The sequence below is a fragment of the Trichormus sp. NMC-1 genome, from assembly GCF_001858025.1.
In the GTDB taxonomy this organism is placed as follows: Bacteria; Cyanobacteriota; Cyanobacteriia; order Cyanobacteriales; family Nostocaceae; genus Anabaena.
This window is the reverse complement of the sequence record NZ_LZQD01000010.1, coordinates 22,305-43,485: the sequence shown is the minus strand read 5'-3', so window position 1 is coordinate 43,485 and position 21,181 is coordinate 22,305. Positions and strand designations below refer to the sequence as shown.

General features: G+C 39.6%; 15 protein-coding genes and 1 pseudogene. 10 read left to right on the top strand and 6 right to left on the bottom strand.

The genetic code is table 11. The features are described 5' to 3' along the window. On the top strand, positions 1-649 hold a 649-nt coding region (locus A9Y75_RS27940), incomplete at its 5' end, for a M10 family metallopeptidase C-terminal domain-containing protein (RefSeq protein ID WP_177176279.1). 8 nt (positions 650-657) lie between these two features. Then, positions 658-3,708, top strand: a complete 3,051-nt coding sequence (locus tag A9Y75_RS23105; protein WP_236721502.1) for a Calx-beta domain-containing protein — start codon at positions 658-660, stop codon at positions 3,706-3,708. A 45-nt stretch (positions 3,709-3,753) separates the two neighbouring features. Here A9Y75_RS23105 and A9Y75_RS23100 read toward each other — a convergent pair whose 3' ends face one another. Beyond that, positions 3,754-4,299, bottom strand: a complete 546-nt coding sequence (locus A9Y75_RS23100) for a PadR family transcriptional regulator (protein WP_071191882.1) — start codon at positions 4,297-4,299, stop codon at positions 3,754-3,756. A 145-nt stretch (positions 4,300-4,444) separates the two neighbouring features. Between A9Y75_RS23100 and A9Y75_RS23095 the strand changes: the two genes are divergently transcribed. From A9Y75_RS23095 to argJ, 7 genes and pseudogenes are all read left to right on the top strand, one after another. Then, positions 4,445-5,635: an ABC exporter membrane fusion protein gene (locus A9Y75_RS23095; protein ID WP_071191881.1), complete on the top strand. Its 1,191-nt coding sequence runs from the start codon at positions 4,445-4,447 to the stop codon at positions 5,633-5,635. Between the two features lie 325 nt (positions 5,636-5,960). After that, positions 5,961-6,176: pseudogene (locus tag A9Y75_RS27935) on the top strand (ABC transporter); the annotation flags it as partial. Between the two features lie 267 nt (positions 6,177-6,443). After that, entirely contained in the window at positions 6,444-7,607 is a 1,164-nt protein-coding gene (gene devC / locus A9Y75_RS23090) for an ABC transporter permease DevC (RefSeq protein WP_071191880.1), read from the top strand. Between the two features lie 73 nt (positions 7,608-7,680). After that, entirely contained in the window at positions 7,681-8,361 is a 681-nt protein-coding gene (locus A9Y75_RS23085; protein WP_071191879.1) for a DevA family ABC transporter ATP-binding protein, read from the top strand. A gap of 86 nt (positions 8,362-8,447) precedes the next feature. Then, positions 8,448-8,915, top strand: coding sequence for a DUF29 domain-containing protein (locus A9Y75_RS23080; RefSeq protein ID WP_071191878.1), 468 nt, complete (start codon positions 8,448-8,450; stop codon positions 8,913-8,915). A 110-nt stretch (positions 8,916-9,025) separates the two neighbouring features. Beyond that, entirely contained in the window at positions 9,026-10,501 is a 1,476-nt protein-coding gene (gene gatB / locus A9Y75_RS23075; RefSeq protein WP_071191877.1) for an Asp-tRNA(Asn)/Glu-tRNA(Gln) amidotransferase subunit GatB, read from the top strand. A 1,084-nt stretch (positions 10,502-11,585) separates the two neighbouring features. Then, positions 11,586-12,848: a bifunctional ornithine acetyltransferase/N-acetylglutamate synthase gene (argJ, locus tag A9Y75_RS23070; protein WP_071191876.1), complete on the top strand. Its 1,263-nt coding sequence runs from the start codon at positions 11,586-11,588 to the stop codon at positions 12,846-12,848. Positions 12,849-12,968: 120 nt separating this feature from the next. Here argJ and A9Y75_RS23065 read toward each other — a convergent pair whose 3' ends face one another. After that, on the bottom strand, positions 12,969-13,592 hold the full coding sequence (locus A9Y75_RS23065) for a class I SAM-dependent methyltransferase (RefSeq protein ID WP_071191875.1): 624 nt from the start codon (positions 13,590-13,592) through the stop codon (positions 12,969-12,971). A 93-nt stretch (positions 13,593-13,685) separates the two neighbouring features. Between A9Y75_RS23065 and hemH the strand changes: the two genes are divergently transcribed. Further along, on the top strand, positions 13,686-14,849 hold the full coding sequence (gene hemH, locus A9Y75_RS23060) for a ferrochelatase (RefSeq protein WP_071191874.1): 1,164 nt from the start codon (positions 13,686-13,688) through the stop codon (positions 14,847-14,849). Positions 14,850-14,979: 130 nt separating this feature from the next. On the opposite strand, the gene A9Y75_RS23055 is transcribed toward hemH, so the two are convergent. From A9Y75_RS23055 to A9Y75_RS23040, 4 genes are all read right to left on the bottom strand, one after another. Continuing rightward, positions 14,980-15,525: a DUF4126 domain-containing protein gene (locus A9Y75_RS23055; RefSeq protein ID WP_071191873.1), complete on the bottom strand. Its 546-nt coding sequence runs from the start codon at positions 15,523-15,525 to the stop codon at positions 14,980-14,982. Between the two features lie 118 nt (positions 15,526-15,643). Next, positions 15,644-17,287: an acetolactate synthase large subunit gene (locus A9Y75_RS23050; protein WP_071191872.1), complete on the bottom strand. Its 1,644-nt coding sequence runs from the start codon at positions 17,285-17,287 to the stop codon at positions 15,644-15,646. 109 nt (positions 17,288-17,396) lie between these two features. Further along, the gene (locus A9Y75_RS23045; protein WP_071191871.1) at positions 17,397-18,764 is read right to left on the bottom strand and encodes an NAD-dependent succinate-semialdehyde dehydrogenase; all 1,368 of its coding nucleotides are present in this window, start codon (positions 18,762-18,764) and stop codon (positions 17,397-17,399) included. Between the two features lie 360 nt (positions 18,765-19,124). Further along, entirely contained in the window at positions 19,125-20,741 is a 1,617-nt protein-coding gene (locus A9Y75_RS23040) for an adenylate/guanylate cyclase domain-containing protein (RefSeq protein ID WP_071191870.1), read from the bottom strand. Positions 20,742-21,181 lie beyond the last annotated feature (440 nt).

The following is a 21,181-nucleotide window of genomic DNA, read 5'->3' as shown; positions in this document are numbered from 1 at the left end:
AGATAGGGTTGTAGAAACAGCAACAGGTGGTATTGATACTCTTGACTTTACTGATACTACTGCTGCTGTCAAAGTAAATCTTGGTACAACTACTACACAGACTGTCAGTAGTAATCTTAAACTCGTTCTTTCTGCGAATAATGTCATCGAAAACGCCACAGGTGGTAATGGTAATGACCGTCTGACAGGTAATTCATTAAATAACCTGCTTGTTGGTGGTGCTGGAAATGACCTACTGCAAGGTTTAGCAGGAAACGATACTCTCTGGGGAGGTAATGGTGATGATATTCTCACAGGAGGAGTTGGTAATGATCAATACCTGTTCCAAAGTAATGGAGTTTTTAATGCTAATTTAGGTGTTGATTACATTACCGATTTTACAGTGGGACAAGACAAGATTGCTTTGAGTAAAGCTACATTCAATGCTATTACTAATGCGGTCGGACAAGCGTTAACCAATTTTGCGGTGGTTGCAAATGATGGGTTAGTAGATGCTAGTGCTGCCCGTATTGTTTATAGTCAAGAAACTGGCAGTATTTTCTATAACCAAAATGCTAATGTTTTGAATGCAGCGGCAGTGTTTGAGTTTGCTTATTTAAGTAATCCTGATATCACTCTCAGTAGCAGTGATTTTGTTTTGATTGCTTAGTGCTTTCTTTGCATAATATAAAACTACAAGGTGGTGGAGATAACGACCGTTTATTTGGTGAACAGGGAGATGATAGATTCCTGGGAGGATCAGGTTCTGATACCTTTTATGGTGGAACAGGACTAGATACATTTGTCTTTGAATATTTTAATGGTTCTCTTTCTGCCCAAGACCTAGATGTAGTCACTGATTTTGTCCAAGGACAAGACAAAATTGACCTCAGATCTGTTGGTATTGCTGACTATCAGACACTCTCGTATCTCATCAGTGATGATTCTTTAAGTAATGCCGTCATTGCTGCCCGCTATAGAAACTTTTCTAATTCCATTGGTTATAGATTGAGAATCAATGGCTTGAGTAGCAGTCAACTAGCAGCCACAGATTTTATTTTCAGCACATCTGTTGTTAATGACAATTTCACAGGAACTAACAGAAGTGATGATTTGTTTGGTGGTTTGGGTAATGATACTCTACAAGGTGGTGGAGATAACGACCGTTTATTTGGTGAACAGGGAGATGATAGATTCCTGGGAGGAACAGGTTCTGATACCTTCTATGGTGGCACAGGACTAGATACATTTGTCTTTGAATATTTTAATGGTTCTAGTTCTGCCCAAGAGCTAGATGTAGTCACGGATTTTGTGAAGGGACAAGACAAAATTGACCTCAGATCTGTTGGTATTGCTGACTATCAAACACTCTCATATCTCATCAGTAATGATTCTCTAGGTAATGCCGTCATTGCTGCTCGCTATGACAACTTTTCTAATCCCATTTATGGTTATAGATTGAGAATCAATGGCTTGAGTAGCAGTCAACTAGCAGCCACAGATTTTATTTTCAGCACATCTGTTGTTAATGACAATTTCACAGGAACTAACAGAAGTGATGATTTGTTTGGTGGTTTGGGTAATGATACTCTACAAGGTGGTGGAGATAACGACCGTTTATTTGGTGAACAGGGAGATGATAGGTTAGTCGGTGGTGTTGGTAATGACAGCCTTTATGGTGGTGTTGGAAGTGATACTGCTGTTTATTCAGGTACTCGTTCCCAATATCAAATTACCAGTAATGCAGGAGTATTCACAATTACCGATTCAGTAGCTAATCGTGATGGCATAGATACGTTGTATGGTGTCGAAAAAGTACAATTTTCTGATCAAATCATCACTATTGGTGATGTAGCTTTACCCAGCATTACCCTAGCTGTATCTCCTGCCAGCGTCACCGAAGATGGAACCGCCAATCTAGTTTACACTTTCACTCGCACCGGCAGTACCACCAATGCCTTAACCGTTAACTATGGCATCACCGGTACAGCTAACAGTAGCGACTATACTGGTGCAACACCTGGAACAGGAAAAACCATCATCTTTGCAGCTGGTTCGAGTACCGCAACTCTAATAATAGACCCCACCGCAGATACCACTGTTGAAGCTAATGAAACCGTGGCTTTAACTCTAGCTACAGGTACAGGTTACACCGTTGGTACAACTGCTGCGGTGACGGGAACTATTACTAATGATGATGTGGCTTTACCCAATATTACCCTAGCTGTATCTCCTGCCAGCGTCACGGAAGATGGAACCGCCAACCTAGTTTACACCTTCACTCGCACCGGCAGTACCACCAATGCCTTAACCGTTAACTATGGCATCACCGGTACAGCTAACAGTAGCGACTATACTGGTGCAACACCTGGAACAGGAAAAACCATCATCTTTGCAGCTGGTTCGAGTACCGCAACTCTAACAATAGACCCCACCGCAGATACCACAGTTGAAGCTAATGAAACCGTGGCTTTAACTTTAGCTACAGGTACAGGTTACACCGTTGGTACAACTGCTGCGGTGACGGGAACTATTACTAATGATGATGTTTCATCATCTATAACTATTAATCTCAGTGCTGACCAGACGATAGTCGAAGGTCAAACAAATCCTCAAAACGTCACTTATACCGTTACTCTTTCCAACACCAGCACCCAAACCATTACGGTGAACTATGCAACTAGTAATGGTACTGCTACAGCAGGTTCAGACTATACCAGCAAAACAGGAACTTTGACCTTTAACCCAGGGGTAACAACTCAATCCATCATTATTCCCATTGTCAATGATGCCATTAATGAGGCTAATGAAACCTTTACTGTGACGCTGACATCTCCCACCAATGCCAGTTTAGGAACTAAAGCCAGCGCCATTACAACCATTACTGATACTCTGAATGCCTCCACTACCACTACTTTAGCCGCAGGTGTGGAAAATCTGACTTTAACAGGAACATCGGCTATTAATGGTACTGGGAACGCCAACGATAACGTCCTCAGAGGTAATAGTGCTAATAACACTCTTACAGGTGGAAATGGTAATGATACATACTCTTTTGTCGCCAATTCTGCTTTAGCAACAGATAGGGTTGTAGAAACAGCAACAGGTGGTATTGATACTCTTGACTTTACTGATACTACTGCTGCTGTCAAAGTAAATCTTGGTACAACTACTACACAGACTGTCAGTAGTAATCTTAAACTCGTTCTTTCTGCGAATAATGTCATCGAAAACGCCACAGGTGGTAATGGTAATGACCGTCTGACAGGTAATTCATTAAATAACCTGCTTGTTGGTGGTGCTGGAAATGACCTACTGCAAGGTTTAGCAGGAAACGATACTCTCTGGGGAGGTAATGGTGATGATATTCTCACAGGAGGAGTTGGTAATGATCAATACCTGTTCCAAAGTAATGGAGTTTTTAATGCTAATTTAGGTGTTGATTACATTACCGATTTTACAGTGGGACAAGACAAGATTGCTTTGAGTAAAGCTACATTCAATGCTATTACTAATGCGGTCGGACAAGCGTTAACCAATTTTGCGGTGGTTGCAAATGATGGGTTAGTAGATGCTAGTGCTGCCCGTATTGTTTATAGTCAAGAAACTGGCAGTATTTTCTATAACCAAAATGCTAATGTTTTGAATGCAGCGGCAGTGTTTGAGTTTGCTTATTTAAGTAATCCTGATATCACTCTCAGTAGCAGTGATTTTGTTTTGATTGCTTAGTGCTTTCTTTGCATAATATAAAAGGTGGGCATTGCCCACCCTACATTATATTTGGGGTGAATCTTTGAGCATTTCTAATGCTTCATTACACCAATCTATCCATTCTAATTCGTAGCGAATACCTGCTTTTAACACTAAATATCTTAACTTTTGTGGGTAAGTTAATGCTTCTTTTTCTGGACAATTTTTTTGCTCAATTTCTCGATATTTAGACAATTTTTCTAGATGTAATCGGCGACGATGTTCTACATCTTCGATGAGAATGTCAACGGGTACTAAACTACCAGAAAATATTTTTACTAATATATCTTCTCTAATCACATCAGGTTCACTGGGTTTTTTCATCCACTCCACTAAATGTTGCTTTCCTAGTTCTGTGATTGAATATATTTTCTTATCTAAACGACCTTCACGAGGAATGATTTCGGAAACAATGAAACCTTGTGTTTCGAGTTTGCCTAATTCCCTGTAAATTTGCTGCTGAGAAGCGTGCCAAAAATAACCCACTGATTCGCTAAAAACCTTGGAAAGGTCATAACCGCTGTGAGGTGCTTCGATTAAACAAGTCAAAATCCCGTGCGACAAACCCATAAATAAAAAATTACTTGGCTACTTGACAGATATTTATTTAAGGTTACACTAGAGCTTGTATACAACAAGTTTAATAAAACTATTATAGCTAAATAATTGTATACAGCAAGTTTATCTGCTGAAACTCAGGTAGTTACATACATCTATGCAAAATCTTGACCCAAACCAAGCAAGAATTTCTAAGTTTTCAACTCCGCTAATTGCAACGGTGCTTGTTTTAGCTTTGACAAGTGTTGCAGGGTCGTTATACTTTTTATCTAGTGACAATCCTCCTGAAAAAGCTACCTTAGCGGCTGATAAACGCCCTGTAATCAAGGCAATTACGGCTTTAGGACGAATCGAACCCCAAGGGGAAGTGATTCAATTATCGGTGTCTCAGATGGCTGGTAGTAACCGGGTAGCACAACTTTTAGTTAAAGAAGGCGATCGCATTCAAAAAGGACAAATAATTGCTATTCTGGATAGTAGCGATCGCAGACTGGCTGCACTCAACCAAGCCAAGCAACAGGTGAAAGTAGCAGAATCGCGTTTAGCACAAGTAAAAGCTGGTGCAAAACAGGGAGAAATTGAAGCACAAAAAGCCACAATTACCGAATTAGAAGCACTATTGCGTCAAGAAAGTGCAGCTAGAGTCGCAACGGTGAAACGCTTAGAAGCCGAAGTTAAAAATGCCGAACTTGAATATCAGCGTTATCAATCTTTGCAATCTGAAGGTGCAGTTTCCGCTTCTATTCGTGATACTAAAAAGTTGACTTTAGAAACAGCACAAGCGAGTTTGCGGGAAGCCATTGCAAATCAGTCCCAGACATCAGAAACTTTGAGAGAAAAACTCAAACAAGCCACAGCAACTTTAAACAGAATTGCCGAAATTCGTCCTACTGATTTACAAGCTGCAATTGCCGAAATTGAAAGTAAAAAAGCATCAGTAAAAGAAGCAGAGGCAGATTTAAATTTAACTTATGTGCGTTCTCCTAAAGATGGACAAATTCTAAAAATTCATTCTTGGACAGGTGAAGTAGTTACCGATAAAGGTATTGCTGAAATCGGTGAAACTAATCAAATGTATGTAGTTGCAGAAGTTTATGAAAATGATATTAATAAAGTTAAATTAGGACAAGATGCTACTATTAATCAACTGAATTTACCTGGAACACTAAAAGGAAAGGTTGATTATATTGGCTTACTAATAGCTAAAAAAGATGTCCTCAACACCGATCCTGCGGCTGATATTGATGCACGAGTTGTAGAAGTAAAAATTCGTCTTAATCCTGAATCTAGTCAGCGAGTTACTGGTTTGACTAATTCTAAAGTTAAAGTTGCGATTGACTTAATTTAACACATATCTTGCACCAAGCCCTAACGAATAGAATTCGTGGCTACACAAACTAAGTCCGCCTGCGCGGACTCACGGAAAATCAGTGGTTTCAAACCCGCGTAGGCGGGTTTTGTCTGTCTAGCCGCGACTTCCAGTCGCCAGGTGCAAGATGTGAGTTAAAGTACTTGTATTTGCGGTTATTTTTCTCAATTTTATCTTGAATACTAATATTTTATTTGTGTAGTCTCCGCTAGAGTACATAAATTTATTTTTTTATCTCACGCAGAGACGCAGAGAACGCAGAGAGAAGAAAAAAGATTTTTATAAATGATTTAGGATTGCTTTTATGTGGAAAAGGAAAATACCTCTTGCGTGGTTACAACTATCACGAGAAAAAGCCAGAATGGGAGTAGCTATTGCTGGAATTGCTTTTGCAGATGTTTTGATGTTTTTGCAACTGGGAATTCGTGAAGCTTTATTTGATGGTGCGGTACAATTACATAATAGTTTAGAAGGGGAAATTGTACTCGTAAGTTCTCGTTATAAAGCTTTAATTTCTCTTGATCAATTTTAAATTGTCAAATCGCTAGTTTCAAACCCGCGTAGGCGGGTTTTGTCTGTCTAGCCGCGACTTCCAGTCGCCAGGTGCAAGATGTGAGTTAAAGTACTTGTATTTGCGGTTATTTTTCTCAATTTTATCTTGAATACTAATATTTTATTTGTGTAGTCTCCGCTAGAGTACATAAATTTATTTTTTTATCTCACGCAGAGACGCAGAGAACGCAGAGAGAAGAAAAAAGATTTTTATAAATGATTTAGGATTGCTTTTATGTGGAAAAGGAAAATACCTCTTGCGTGGTTACAACTATCACGAGAAAAAGCCAGAATGGGAGTAGCTATTGCTGGAATTGCTTTTGCAGATGTTTTGATGTTTTTGCAACTGGGAATTCGTGAAGCTTTATTTGATGGTGCGGTACAATTACATAATAGTTTAGAAGGGGAAATTGTACTCGTAAGTTCTCGTTATAAAGCTTTAATTTCTCTTGATCAATTTTCTCAAAGAAGATTATATCAAGCATTAGGTTTTACCGGAGTGCAATCAGTTAGTCCGATTTATTTAGATTCTATTCCCTGGAAAAATCCTGATAATCAACAGACTTGGAGAATTTTCGCTATCGGTTTTAATCCAGAAGAAAAAGTCGTTAATTTAACTGGTGTACAAGACAACTTAAACTACCTGAAAGAACCAGATACAGTTTTATTTGATCGTAGTTCCCGTAAAGAATTTGGGACTATTGTTTCTCACTTTGAAAATAATAATGGAGTCACGACAGAATTAAACAACCGTCAAATTAATGTTGTTGGTTTATTCAGGTTAGGAACTTCATTTGGTGTGAATGGTAATATTATCACTAGTGATGTGAACTTTCTGCGTTTATTCGCTAACAAAAGACGAAAAAAAGGATTAATAGATTTTGGATTAATCAAGCTAGAACCTGGTGCAGATGTAAATTGGGTAATTGCAAATTTAAAAGCTAATTTACCAAATGATGTCCAAGTTCTTTCCAAACAGGAATTCGTAGCTAAAGAAAAAAGCTTTTGGAATACTAGCACACCTGTAGGATTTACATTTACATTAGGTGCAATAATTGGCTTTGTAGTTGGTGCGGTAATTGTTTATCAAATTCTTTATAGTGATGTTTCTGATCATTTACCAGAATATGCAACTTTAAAAGCAATAGGTTTTAAAAATAACTATTTACTTGTTATTGTCTTTCAAGAAGCTTTAATTTTAGCAGCTATCGGTTTTATTCCTGGGTTTGCAATTTCTCAAGGTTTATATCTGATGACTCGTCAAGCAACATTATTACCGATAATAATGACTGTAGATAGAGCCATATTTATCTTCATTCTCACAACTTTGATGTGTTCAATTTCGGCTTTAATAGCGATGCAAAAATTACAATCTGCTGATCCTGCTGATGTTTTTTGAAGTAGTCAGCTAAAAGGAAAACATCTGTGTTTATCTGCGTTTATCTGTGTTCAATTACTAAACCCTAACTAACATGAATACTTTACCTGCAATTTCTATTTCTAATGTTAATCACTATTATGGTGAAGGTGCATTAAAAAAACAAATTCTCTTTGATATTAATCTGGAAATACAACCAGGAGAAATTGTAATTATGACTGGGCCTTCTGGTTCAGGAAAAACTACTTTACTTACTTTAATTGGTAGTTTGCGTTCTTTACAATCAGGAAGTCTAAAAATATTAGGTAAAGAAATTTATGGTGCTAGTAAAGATGCAATGATACAGGTGCGTCGAAATATCGGTTATATTTTTCAAGCACATAACCTTTTGGGTTTTCTAAATGCTCAACAAAATGTACAAATGCCTTTTGAAAATGATCATACTATTTCCTTTCGAGAAGCACAAGCAAAATCCGCAGCAATGTTAACAACTGTGGGTTTAGGTGAAAGACTAAATTATTATCCTGATAATCTTTCAGGAGGACAAAAACAACGAGTAGCTATTGCGCGTGCTTTGGTACATCATCCTAAGTTAGTGTTAGCAGATGAACCGACAGCAGCTTTAGATAGTAAATCTGGTAGAGATGTAGTTAATTTAATGCAGCAATTAGCAAAAGAACAAGGTTGTACTATTTTGTTAGTTACTCATGATAACCGGATTTTAGATATTGCAGATAGAATTGTAAAAATGGAAGATGGATATTTGGTAATCTAGGGGTTTAGCATTGAGAGAATATTTAAAACTTATGAGCTAAAATATTAAATATAAAGACATAAGTAGTCAATAAGCGAATCTGAAAGATGTCTAACACGCTATACGATCACGATTTGCAATTATGGATTGAGCAAACGATTCAGCAGTTACAAAATCATGAATTTGGATCGCTAGATATTGAGCATTTGATTGAGGAACTAGTAGATTTGGGTAAATCAGAGAAGAATGCGCTCAGAAGCAATCTCAAAATCTTGTTAGCTCACTTACTCAAGTTAAAGATTCAGCATAATGTACCAGATTCAATGAAAGCAAGTTGGTACAGTTCGGTTGTGGAACATCGTCAGCGAGTTCTCGACAATCTGACAGATACCCCCTCTCTCAAAAGTTTCTTGATAGAAGCGGTGGAAAAAGCCTATCCCGATGCTCGTAAACTAGCAATTAAGGAAGGTAAACTTGCTAAATTTGGGGTTCGTGTACCAGAAGAGAGCGAGTATCCTATGGTTTGTCCTTTTTCGATTGAACAAATTCTGGATGAGGATTTCTATGGAGTATAGTGTTGCTGAATTAAAGTATAAAATGATTTTCCCACAAAGGCGAGATAACGCGGTTAAAGAACAAAACGGCTAAAATAGTAACCTAAACAAAAATCAGCAAAAATGATAATATGACCACAGCCACACCCGTAAAAACTGAATACGAAGCAATTATCGGTTTAGAAACCCATTGTCAACTCAGCACCAACACCAAAATTTTCTCCAACAGTTCCACCGCATTTGGTGCTGAACCCAATACCAACATTGACCCGGTGTGTATGGGTTTACCAGGAGTTTTGCCCGTACTTAACGCCAAAGTTCTAGAATACGCTGTCAAAACTGGTTTGGCGCTAAATTGTCAAATCGCTAGATATAGCAAATTTGACCGTAAACAGTATTTTTATCCTGACTTACCCAAAAACTATCAAATTTCTCAATATGACTTACCCATAGCCGAACACGGTTGGATAGAAATTGAATTAGTAGATGATGCTGGAAACCCAACCCGCAAACGCATTGGTATTACCCGCTTACACATGGAAGAAGATGCGGGAAAACTCGTACACGCAGGAAGTGAAAGACTTTCCGGTTCTACATATTCTCTGGTAGACTATAACCGCGCAGGTGTACCATTGGTAGAAATCGTCTCGGAACCTGATTTGCGTTCTGGACAAGAAGCTGCTGAATATGCCTCTGAACTACGCCGGATTGTGCGCTATCTTGGTGTCAGTGATGGAAATATGCAAGAAGGTTCTCTGCGTTGCGATGTGAATATTTCTGTTCGTCCTGTGGGAAGAAAGGAATTTGGGACGAAGGTAGAAATCAAGAACATGAACTCCTTTAGCGCTATCCAAAAGGCGATAGACTATGAAATTGAACGCCAAATCGCTGCCAATGAATCAGGAGAAAAGATTGTTCAAGAAACGCGCTTGTGGGAAGAAGGTTCACAACGCACAATTAGTATGCGGATTAAAGAAGGTTCTAGCGATTATCGTTATTTCCCAGAACCAGATTTAGCACCAATTCAAGTGAGTGAGCAACAATTAGCAACTTGGTTGAGTGAATTACCGGAACTACCCGCGCAAAAACGCCATCATTATGAAAATGAGTTGGGACTTTCGGCTTATGATGCACGAGTCTTGACAGAAGATAGTTCGGTAGCTGATTATTTTGAAAGTGCGATCAAATCTGGTGCAAATCCTAAATCTGCGGCTAACTGGATTACCCAAGATATCGCTGCTTACCTCAACAAACAAAAACTCACCATTGCAGAAATTGCTTTAACTCCCGCTCACCTTGCAGATGTGATCACTCGCATTGAAACTGGTAAAATTAGCAACGCTCAAGCTAAGGAAAAACTCACGGATTTATTGAGTGGTGTTTCTCCAGAAAAAGCTTTTGCTGGTCAGGAGTTAATTAGTGATCCTACTATACTAGAACCCATCATTGATCAAGTTCTCGCCGAAAATCCCCAACAGCTAGAAAAGTATCGTGGTGGTAACACTAACCTCAAAGGTTTCTTTGTGGGACAAGTGCTGAAAAAGACCGGTAAACGTGCTGAACCAAAACTGACTAATGAATTGGTGGAAAAGAAACTTAATGCTTAATTACAGGTTCACTTCAGCAGTGATCATTAAGTTGTTTCCCCGATATGGTAGGAGTCAGGAGTCAGGAGTCAGGAGTCAGGAGTCAGGAGTCAGGAGTAAAACCCTCTTGTAGTGGGAATTTCATTATCAATTGATGTCCTAACCACCCTGTCCACGGCTATAATTCAGACAATATCCGTTTAAACGCCAATCATCAGCAATCGCACACCAATATAGAGACGTTGCACACAATGTCTCTATAGCAAAGGTAATTTATTTGGTTATTTCATCCCATATTTTGGCAAAAAATTGAAAAAATGGGTAATACCCCTCATCCCTTAAGTGATATACTCTGCTGAATAGATGCACCCTGATGATTTGGAGAGCTACCTAAGTGGCTCTCTTTCTTTTTGAAAATCTACTGCTTTGTGAATTCAGAAATCACGGGTAAGTGAATTGGGAAAAAAGTCGCAATTGTGTTGCTTTGATAAAGTCTGCAAAATATAGTTGACAAAACATCACTTAAAAGAGTAATGTTTGCAGCCCAAAATGAAAATAATTGGCAGAATTTTTTATAAAATTTCTCAAAAAGGGGCTTCACCCCACACACTAAAAATGTTATAGTGTGATAAGTAGATGCACCCTGATGATTTGGAGAGCTATTCAATTGGCTCTCTTTTTTAATCTTTATCCTTAACTTCAGTATTAGTAAGTAAGGCAAGTTAGTCTAATAGTTGTCTAGGATTTGAAAATATAGTTATTGTTACTTAAGTAGGTGGGCGTTAAAAATTGTCGTTGGGGCAAGGGAACAGGGAACAGGGAACAGGGAACAGGAAGAGAGTTTTGGGCGATTTTACTTTTCTTCACACATTTTGGTTATCTCACGTCCACCTACTTACCAATAACTCAATCCATTTTATGATTGCGAATGTGATAATGTCACTATTAATACTGCCAAAAAGCATAAAGATAATTATCGGCTGGTGCAAGATTGCCATCACCAGATAAACTCACAATAAAGGATAAATACGGGATAGCTGACGAGAGCCGCAAGCGGTAAAAGTCGAAACAATCTCCCAAACTATAGAATATGTGAGGAAAAATGATGGAAGACTGGCAGGAAATTACTGGTGGAGTCACAGCAGCTAGAGGGTATCGAGCAGCGGGAATTACCGCCGGACTAAAACCTTCAGGATTGCCGGATTTAGCATTAATATTGTCAGATGTGGATGCGATCGCTGCCGGTGTATTCACAACTAGCCACGTTAAAGCCGCTTGTGTGGACTATTGCCGTCAACGTTTACAAGCCAAACATAGCGCCAGAGCTATACTCTGCAACGCTGGACAAGCCAACGCCGCCACAGGTAGCCAAGGAGTCAAAGATACCCTAGAAAGTGCAGATTTATTAGCCAAAGAATTGGGTATTTCCCCGGAAGCGATTTTACTAGCTTCTACAGGCGTAATTGGTCAAAGGATTAAAATGGATATACTGCGAAGTGGTATACCTAAAGTAGTTGCTGCACTTTCAGAAACAGGCTCAGATGCGGCTGCTGGAGCAATTATCACCACAGATTTAGTCAAAAAATCAATTGCTTTAGAAACAACTATCGGCGATGCCTCCGGCGGGCTACGCCAACGCCCCGTCAGAATTGGCGGCATTGCCAAAGGTTCTGGTATGATACATCCCAACATGGCCACCATGCTGGCATTTGTCACCTGTGATGCGGCTGTTTCATCTAGCCTTTGGCAACAAATGTTAACAAGAGCCGCAGATAGAAGTTTCAATTCTATTACCGTTGATGGTGATACCAGCACCAATGATAGCTTAATAGCTTTAGCCAATGGTCAATCTCGCACCCCAGCAATTACAGAAATGGGACCAGAAGCCGAGAAATTAGAAGCCATGCTAACAGCAGTATGCCAGCATTTAGCCAAAGCGATCGCTCGTGACGGTGAAGGTGCAACTTGCTTAGTAGAAGTACAAGTCAGCGGTGCCAACGATGAAACAGCAGCCAGACAAATCGCCAAAACCATTGCTGGCTCTTCTTTAGTTAAATCTGCAATCTTTGGACGTGATCCCAATTGGGGACGTATCGCCGGCGCTGCTGGACGTGCTGGAGTACCTTTTGAGCAAGATAATTTGCAAATTAAATTAGGCGATTTCTTACTTTTTGAAAATGGTCAACCTTTACCGTTTGATAAAGCAGCCGCAAGTGCATATTTGAAACAAGCAGCAGCAGGTGCTTATCTTCAAAAGGATACAGTATTAATTTCCGTCAGCGTCGGTAATGGTCATGGCACAGGTAAAGCTTGGGGTTGTGATTTGAGTTATGACTATGTGAAAATTAACGCAGAATATACGACTTAGTTTTAGTTTAGATCCCTGATTTCTTGAAGAAGTCGGGGATCTGGGAAGTATTCAATTTAATTGAAATTTTTGCAATAATACAAACTGCTCATTTAAAAAACCTCCGCGTTGAAAACCCCTCTATTTCTTTCCCTGTATCACCTGTAAACTACCACCCGCATACAAACTTGGTTCACCCACCTCAAACCCATACTCTCTTAACAAACCAGGTAAATCAGTCTTTAATAACTCCCAAGCTGTTTCCGTTTCAAACAACCAGAAAAACACCGACAACCCAGGCCAGAATATGGGATTTGTCGGTGGGTGAAAATCTACCAATGTGAATACGCCCCCCGGCTTCAACACCCGATAAACCTGTTGAATGATTTTTCTTAATTGTTCAGGGTGCATCTCATGTAACGCCGCGCTGGTATGCACCACATCAAATAAATTATCTGCAAAAGGCATATCTTCCGCAAAAGCTTCTACATAAGTAGCATTAGGCACATTCTTACAAGCACGTTGTAAAGATAACGGCGAAGCATCCAGCCCTGTGACATTTTGTGATGAGTTCACCAAAAATTGCGTGGCTTGACCACTGCCACAACATAAGTCTAGAATTTGAGTATCTGAGTCAAGTGTTAAGCCTTGCAACGGTAATTGCCGGAAACGCGCTTCACCACCCACACTCAAGGCTGCTAAACGTGATATTCCATCGTATAGCCACTGATAACGATAACTCAAGTCTCTTAAAATAGTTGCCATTGCATCTTTCCTGCTGATAAAGCTTTATATTTAATAAAGATATATTGTTAACATTAGTAAAAAAACTGTAAGGATTGGGGGAAAGTAACTGCTATGGGTCGTGTAGGCGTATTATTACTCAATCTCGGTGGACCCGATAAATTAGAAGATGTCGGTCCCTTTTTATATAACCTGTTTTCTGATCCTGAAATTATTCGCCTACCCTTTCGCTGGATGCAAAAGCCTCTAGCTTGGCTGATTGCTACCAGGCGAACTAAGACATCTCAGGCTAATTATAAGTACATCGGTGGTGGTTCTCCATTGCGGCGGATTACCGAAGAACAAGGGGAAGCACTGAAAGCGCAACTCGGTAATTTGGGCAAAGAAGCCAATATTTATGTAGGAATGCGTTATTGGCATCCTTACACAGAAGAAGCGATCGCACAACTAACCCAAGACAACATCGACAAACTGGTGATTCTGCCACTTTATCCCCAATTTTCTATCAGTACGAGCGGTTCTAGCTTTCGACTGTTAGAACAATTGTGGCAACAAAACCCCAAACTTCAGCGCCTTGAATACACCGTCATTCCTTCCTGGTACAAACAACCAGGCTACCTGCAAGCAATGGCGGAACTAATCAAGGAGCAACTTAATCAATTTCCCCATCCTGATGGAGTGCATATCTTCTTTAGCGCTCATGGCGTTCCTAAAAGTTACGTCGAAGAAGCAGGTGATCCCTATCAGCAAGAAATTGAGGAATGCACCCAGCTGATTATGCAAACTCTCAATCGTCCCAATCCTCATGTCTTAGCTTACCAAAGTCGCGTCGGCCCCGTAGAATGGCTACAACCATATACTGAAGACGCACTCAAAGAACTAGGCGCACAAGGAGTGAAGGATTTGGTAGTTGTACCGATTAGTTTTGTTTCCGAACATATCGAAACACTGCAAGAAATTGATATTGAATATCGAGAAATAGCTGAAGAAGCAGGAATTCACAACTTCCGTCGCGCCGCTGCTCCCAATACCCATCCAGTATTTATTCAAGCACTAGCAGACTTGGTGATTGATTCGCTCACAAAACCTAACCTCAAGCTCTCACAAGTCACCCAAATGAAAAAAAAGGTGAAAATGTATCCCCAAGAGCGTTGGGAGTGGGGACTGACTACTAGCGCCGAAGTCTGGAATGGACGAATTGCCATGCTAGGTTTCATCGCCTTGATTATCGAGTTAATCACCGGTCAAGGCTTGCTGCATCTCATCGGACTTTTATGATTTGATCTGAGAGGAAAGTTTTATTTTCCTCCCTCTTTCTCCGTATCCCCGCGTCACCGCGTCACCGTGTCCCCGCGTCCCTCTTTCTCCGCGTCACCGCGTCTCCTTTTCCTGAATTCTGCTGTATCACTCATAAACTACGCTTCTGCCAATACCACTGATACCAGTTTTTAGAACTACGAATTGCCAGCCAGAGGAGGATAAGAGCAATTAATCCTCCTTTTCGGGGATCATCAACGGCACAAACCACCAGTACAACACACAAGCTATCTTGAAGAAAAACTGCCCACAATGGTAAGCCACGCAAGCGATAAAACCAACCGGATAGAACTAGTTGCAGTACCAAAGCCAATAAACCCCCGATTAAGGCAATTAACCAGCTGGGAGTTGCTGTGGCCGAAGCCACGGCTAACCCCATAATTGCTCCTACAAACGGAGACAAAAATAACTGAACCTGTTGTATAATCCTTTGCCCAATTAGCTTTTTGGAAGCAAATAACTCAAAAAATGACCAACTGCTGAGTAGCCCGATCAAAATATGGGGTGAAATGTTGGATAAAATTGGTACTTGAGACCAGAGGGTACTACCCTGTAATAGCCCAATTATTAGCAAGGGCGTACCTACTCTCATTCCGGCGGATGCTGAAGCAGACAGTGTGGCAAGGATTTCAATCATCTGTATATCCCTAGCATTAATGAATCAGTAAAGGGGCTTGATTAATATTTGCTCTTCCTAAAAATAGGTTGCCCACAAAACTGACAAAAATTAGCATCGCTATCGTCTCTAAAAAATTTTACAGTTCACAATGTAAGTCACCAGCTTTTTGGGTAAAGCGACGATTTTCCCGATAATCTACCCGACAATCTATCACCGCAGGCACATCTTGAATTAAGGCTTCTTTGAGTACAGGAATTAAATCCGCAGCAGATTCCACTCGATAACCTTTTAAACCCATACTTTCAGCAAATTTGACAAAATCAGGATTACCAAAATGCACAAAAGAAGAGTTACCTTTACCAAATTGATTTTCTTGTTTCCACTCAATCAAACCATAGCCACCATCATTAAAGATTAATGTGACAAAGGGTGTACCTACACGTAAAGCTGTTTCTAATTCCTGACAATTCATCATAAAACCACCATCACCAGTGGCCGCCACAACTTTGCGTTCAGGATTCACAAGTTTTGCAGCTAAAGCGCCAGGAATTGCGATTCCCATCGCTGCAAAACCATTAGAAATAATACAAGTATTAGGACTATGGCAATGATAATGTCTGGCAATCCACATTTTATGTGCGCCTACATCAGAAATCACAATATCATCAGGCCCCATTACTTGCCGTAAATCATAAATTAATTTTTGCGGTTTAATAGGAAAGCCATCATCATGGGCATATTCTTCGTAATCAGCGCGAATATTAGAACGTAAGCTGATAGCGTAGGGGTTAGGTTTACCTTGTCTATCTGCTAATTTTAAGAGTTCATTCAATGAATCAGAAATATCTCCCACTACTTCTACTTTGGGAATATAACTACTATCAATTTCTGAAGAAGTAGCCGCAATATGTATAATCGGAATATTGCCAGCAGGATTCCATTTTTTGGGAGAAAATTCAATTAAATCATAGCCAATAGCTATAACTAAATCTGTATTATCAAAGCCGCAGGTAATAAAATCTCGTTGTTGTAATCCCACTGACCACAAAGCTAAAGGATGAGTATAGGGAATTACTCCTTTACCCATAAAAGTATTAGCAACGGGAATATTCATTTGGGTAGCAAATTGCGTGACAGCATCACTAGCTTGGGCGCGAATTGCTCCATTTCCAACTAAAATGATAGGATTAACTGCCTGGGAAATTGCGGCAGCCGCAGCGCGAATACTCGTAAAAGAAGCATAGGTTTTTTCGCTATTATCTTTATGTAAGGGTTTGCCTTCTACAGACATAGCTGCAATATTTTCGGGTAGATCAATATGAACTGCACCGGGTTTTTCAGTTTGCGATAGCTTGAATGCCTTTCGCACAACTTCTGGTGTAATACTCGGTCGCACAATCTGCTTATTCCACTTAGTTACAGGTGCAAACATTGCCACCAAATCTAAATATTGATGGGATTCAATGTGCATTCTATCTGTTCCCACCTGCCCTGTAATTGCCACTAAAGGCGCACCATCAAGGTTAGCATCTGCCACCCCAGTCATTAAATTAGTTGCCCCTGGACCCAGAGTAGAAAGACATACTCCTGCTTTTCCAGTTAACCTACCATAAACATCAGCCATGAAAGCTGCACCCTGTTCATGACGAGTAGTAATAAATTGAATCGATGAATTTTTTAAAGCTTCTAGAACGTGTAAATTTTCTTCACCAGGAAGTCCAAAAACATATTGCACTCCTTCGTTTTCTAAACACTGTACTAACAATTCTGCGGTATTCATTTTATTTCCTCAAAACTAATAATTAAGATGAGCCAGATGGGGATAATAACTAATTATCTCTTCCCTGTCACCTGTCACCTGTCACCTGTCACCTGTCACCTATTCTCTATTACCTAATCCAAACTGTCTTAACATTCACAAATTCGTGTATGCCTTGAATACTTAATTCTCGGCCATATCCAGAACGCTTAATCCCACCAAATGGTAATCGAGGATCAGATTTAACCATGCTATTAATAAATACTGCACCAGCTTCAATTTCTTGTATTAGGCGATTTTTTTCTTCTTCATTTGTAGTCCAAGCACTTGCACCCAAACCAAAGGGTATGTCATTAGCTAATTTAATCGCAGCATCAATATCCCGAACCCGGAATAATAAAGCCACGGGGCCAAAGAATTCTTCCTTGGCAATTTGTGAGTCTACAGGAATATCTATGATAATTGTGGGCGGATAAAAGTTCCCCGGACTATGTGTTAAAGGAGATCCACCTGTGAGGATTTTTCCACCACTTTTTACGGCTGTGTTTACCTGTTGGTGTAAATCCTGGAGAATATCAGGAGTTGCTAGGGGACCTAAATCTGTATCTGGTTCCATAGGATCGCCAACTTTTAGAGATTGGAATTTATCTAACAGCAGTTTTTCAAATTTATCTGCAATTGTTTCCTCTACAATAAAACGTTTAGCGGCAATACAAGATTGTCCATTATTTAACATTCGCGCTGTCACTGCATTGGTAACTGCTGCTTCTAAATCTGCACTTTCTAAAACAATAAATGGGTCACTGCCCCCCAATTCTAAGACAGTTTTTTTAATTTGTTTAGCAGCAGCAGAGGCAAGAGAAGCACCAGCGGGTTCACTGCCTGTTAATGTAGCAGCTTTCACCCGTTCATCAGCCATTAAATCAGCAACTTTGGCAGCACCGATTAACAGAGTTTGAAACACACCTACGGGAAAACCAGCCCGACTGAGAATGTTTTCGATTGCCAAAGCACACTGCGGCACATTGGAAGCGTGTTTGAGTAAACCAACATTTCCTGCCATCAATGTCGGTGCCACAAAGCGGAAAACTTGCCAGAAAGGGAAATTCCAGGGCATGATGGCGAGAATTGCACCCAAAGGCTGATAACGGACAAAACTATGATTAGCATCGGTTTTGATGGTGACATCAGCTAGGAAACCTGGTGCATATTCGGCATAATAGCGACAGACGAGGGCGCATTTTTCCACTTCAGCTATAGCAGCTTTGAAGGGTTTGCCCATTTCTAAGGTCATCAATTGGGCAAAATCTGCCTTTTCTTGTTCTAAAATGGTTGCTGCTTGTTGCAACCACTGCGATCGCTCACAGAAACTGGTCTTACGGTAGTTCTCAAATGCCTGTTGTGCCAAATCTAATTTGGCAGCAATTTCTCCATCATTAAGCGGCTCAAAGGTTTTGATAGTTTCCCCAGTGCTGGGATTAATGGTGGCGATAGCCATGACCTGACCTCCCCTTAAACAATAGTTTGAGATAGCTTCCTAGTGTTACACAGATTAATCACGGAAGCTACCACCAAATTTTAGTCTTTTCAATTTAGAAATAGTTGCTGAATATTACAACCTGGCCACTAAACTTAAAACAAGCTATACATCTAATTAGATAATACCACTGAAATAAGCTAATGCCGCAGGGCGGAATTTAAAAGTTTAAAATTTAAAAGTTTAAAATTTAAAAGTTTAAAAAGCTTAAAAAAGCATATTACATAAGCTATTGAGCAATTTTCAATGGTCTGTAATTTCTGCTGTGCGGCACTATCAATAATTCATTAATAGCTAAAAAAAACAACCAAGTAATAACAATTAATTCATTTTTGTCTGATAAATTTTAATAAATCTATCAATACCTTTAAAACGATAGTCTCCCATGTCTCTAAACTCTGAGCGTTGTGAAAGTTGTTGATAAGTAACTTCACTAATTACACATTCACCGGGAGAACATATTGGTTCCATCCGAGCCGCCAGATTAATTGTTGCTCCTAATGCCGTATAGTCTACTCTTTGAGAACTGCCAACATCACCTACAACAGCTTTACCACTGTTAATAGCAATGCGTAATTGTAAAGGTTGCTGCCAAAATTGATTAGCATTAAGACGTTGGAGACGAGAGAGCATTCCCTTCGCAGCACTAACAGCGCTATCTGCATGACTTAGTTGTGGTTCTGGAGCGCCAAAAAATGCCATTATACAATCGCCAATATACTTATCTAAAGTGCCACCATAAGCAAATACTTCTTGTAACATTTCCTCAAATAAAATGTTTAATAATCCAGCAATTTCTTTAGGTGTGAGCCGTTCGGAAATTTCTGTAAAGCCTACCAAATCAGCAAACAAAATACTAATTTCACTTTCCGTAGGAGCCAAACGTCCATCGGTAAATTCTTTCACTGCTATTAACTGCTGGACAACTGCCGGAGAATGATAACGTTCTAATCGGTGACGAATTCCCTCTTCAGTTCTCAGTTTTTCTGTTAATAACCAACGTTGAACACTAGAAGCAACAATATTTGCTAAAGCCGAAAAAAAGCTAAGTTCTTCCGCACCTTCGCTTGGGCATGGGGAAGAAGAAAGATGAGCATCACCATACAGAACACCAACAACTTTATTTTCATTCCATAAAGGTACTGCTATGGCACTACGAATACCTTTCATTAAAATACTTTGTTCACTAGAAAACCTGTGATCAGAATGGGTATCCGCACTTTGAATAGCTACCTTATCTGCAAATGCCTTTTGACAAATACTGCGACTAATCCAACTGCCATCAGTAGGCAAATATTGCTGTTGGGAAATGGTTTTAGTCGCAGAATTAACTAACTTCAAAGTACCAGAACTATCAATATCAACTAATAATCCCAATCTTTCAATGCCATCAATATAACGAAAAACTAGTTTTTGTACCTGAGCAAAAATTTCTTCAATCGATGCTGCCGCACAGAGATTTTTAGCTATATCTACCAAATCTTTGAGGCGGGCAATAGTTTTATCTTTATTCTTGCTACCATGAATGTCACTAGCTTCTATCCATTGTTGTTGCAGTTCTTTGACATTTCTCAGAATTGTTATTTGCTGACTATTCGTTTCTTCAGTTGGTACATACTGAGGCGGTAAATTTGACAATGAATTTGATAAAATTACTGACAAGCTGACATTGCCCAAATAAATAACGTCGCGGTTATACAACTCTTGAGCAGACATAACAGGAATTCCATTTACTTGGGTTCCGTTTTTGCTACCCATATCCTCAATTATCCACACACCATTAGAGGTTTTCCTAATTCGGGCGTGTTGGCGAGAAACTCCTCCAAAAGGTAAACACAAGTTACATTCCGACAAACGACCGATAGTAAATACTTCTTGAGCTACTAAAACCGAAGTTTTGGTATCCCCCTGAGTGAGGAGTAATGTGAGTTCAGTCATAAGTGTAATACATTTATACTGGAAGTTAGTAAGCATCAAGGCTAATCTTTCTCAGGATTTAGGCATTAGATACCAAACATTCGGTTCTTCAACACCAGATTTTGGGGATAAACCATGTTTGTTTGCGTAATTCCTCACCTTACCTTTTCTTTATGATACTGTTAATGGCATTATGACAACTTCCTATGTAGTATATATTACTAAAAAATTTACTTCAGAGAGACAAAATCATTCTTAGTACAGCGCGGCGTAAGTATAACAACTATAACCCTAGTGGGAAGCAAGCTACAAAATTTCTGAAAAACCTTCCTCATAAACTTTATAAACTTTTTTGATTTTTAATTATGCAAAAGCTGTTGTATATCGGGCGACAGTAAAACTGAATTTGAGATTATATAATTCTTATACTCGGCTTAATTAATACTAATTTACCAAAATAA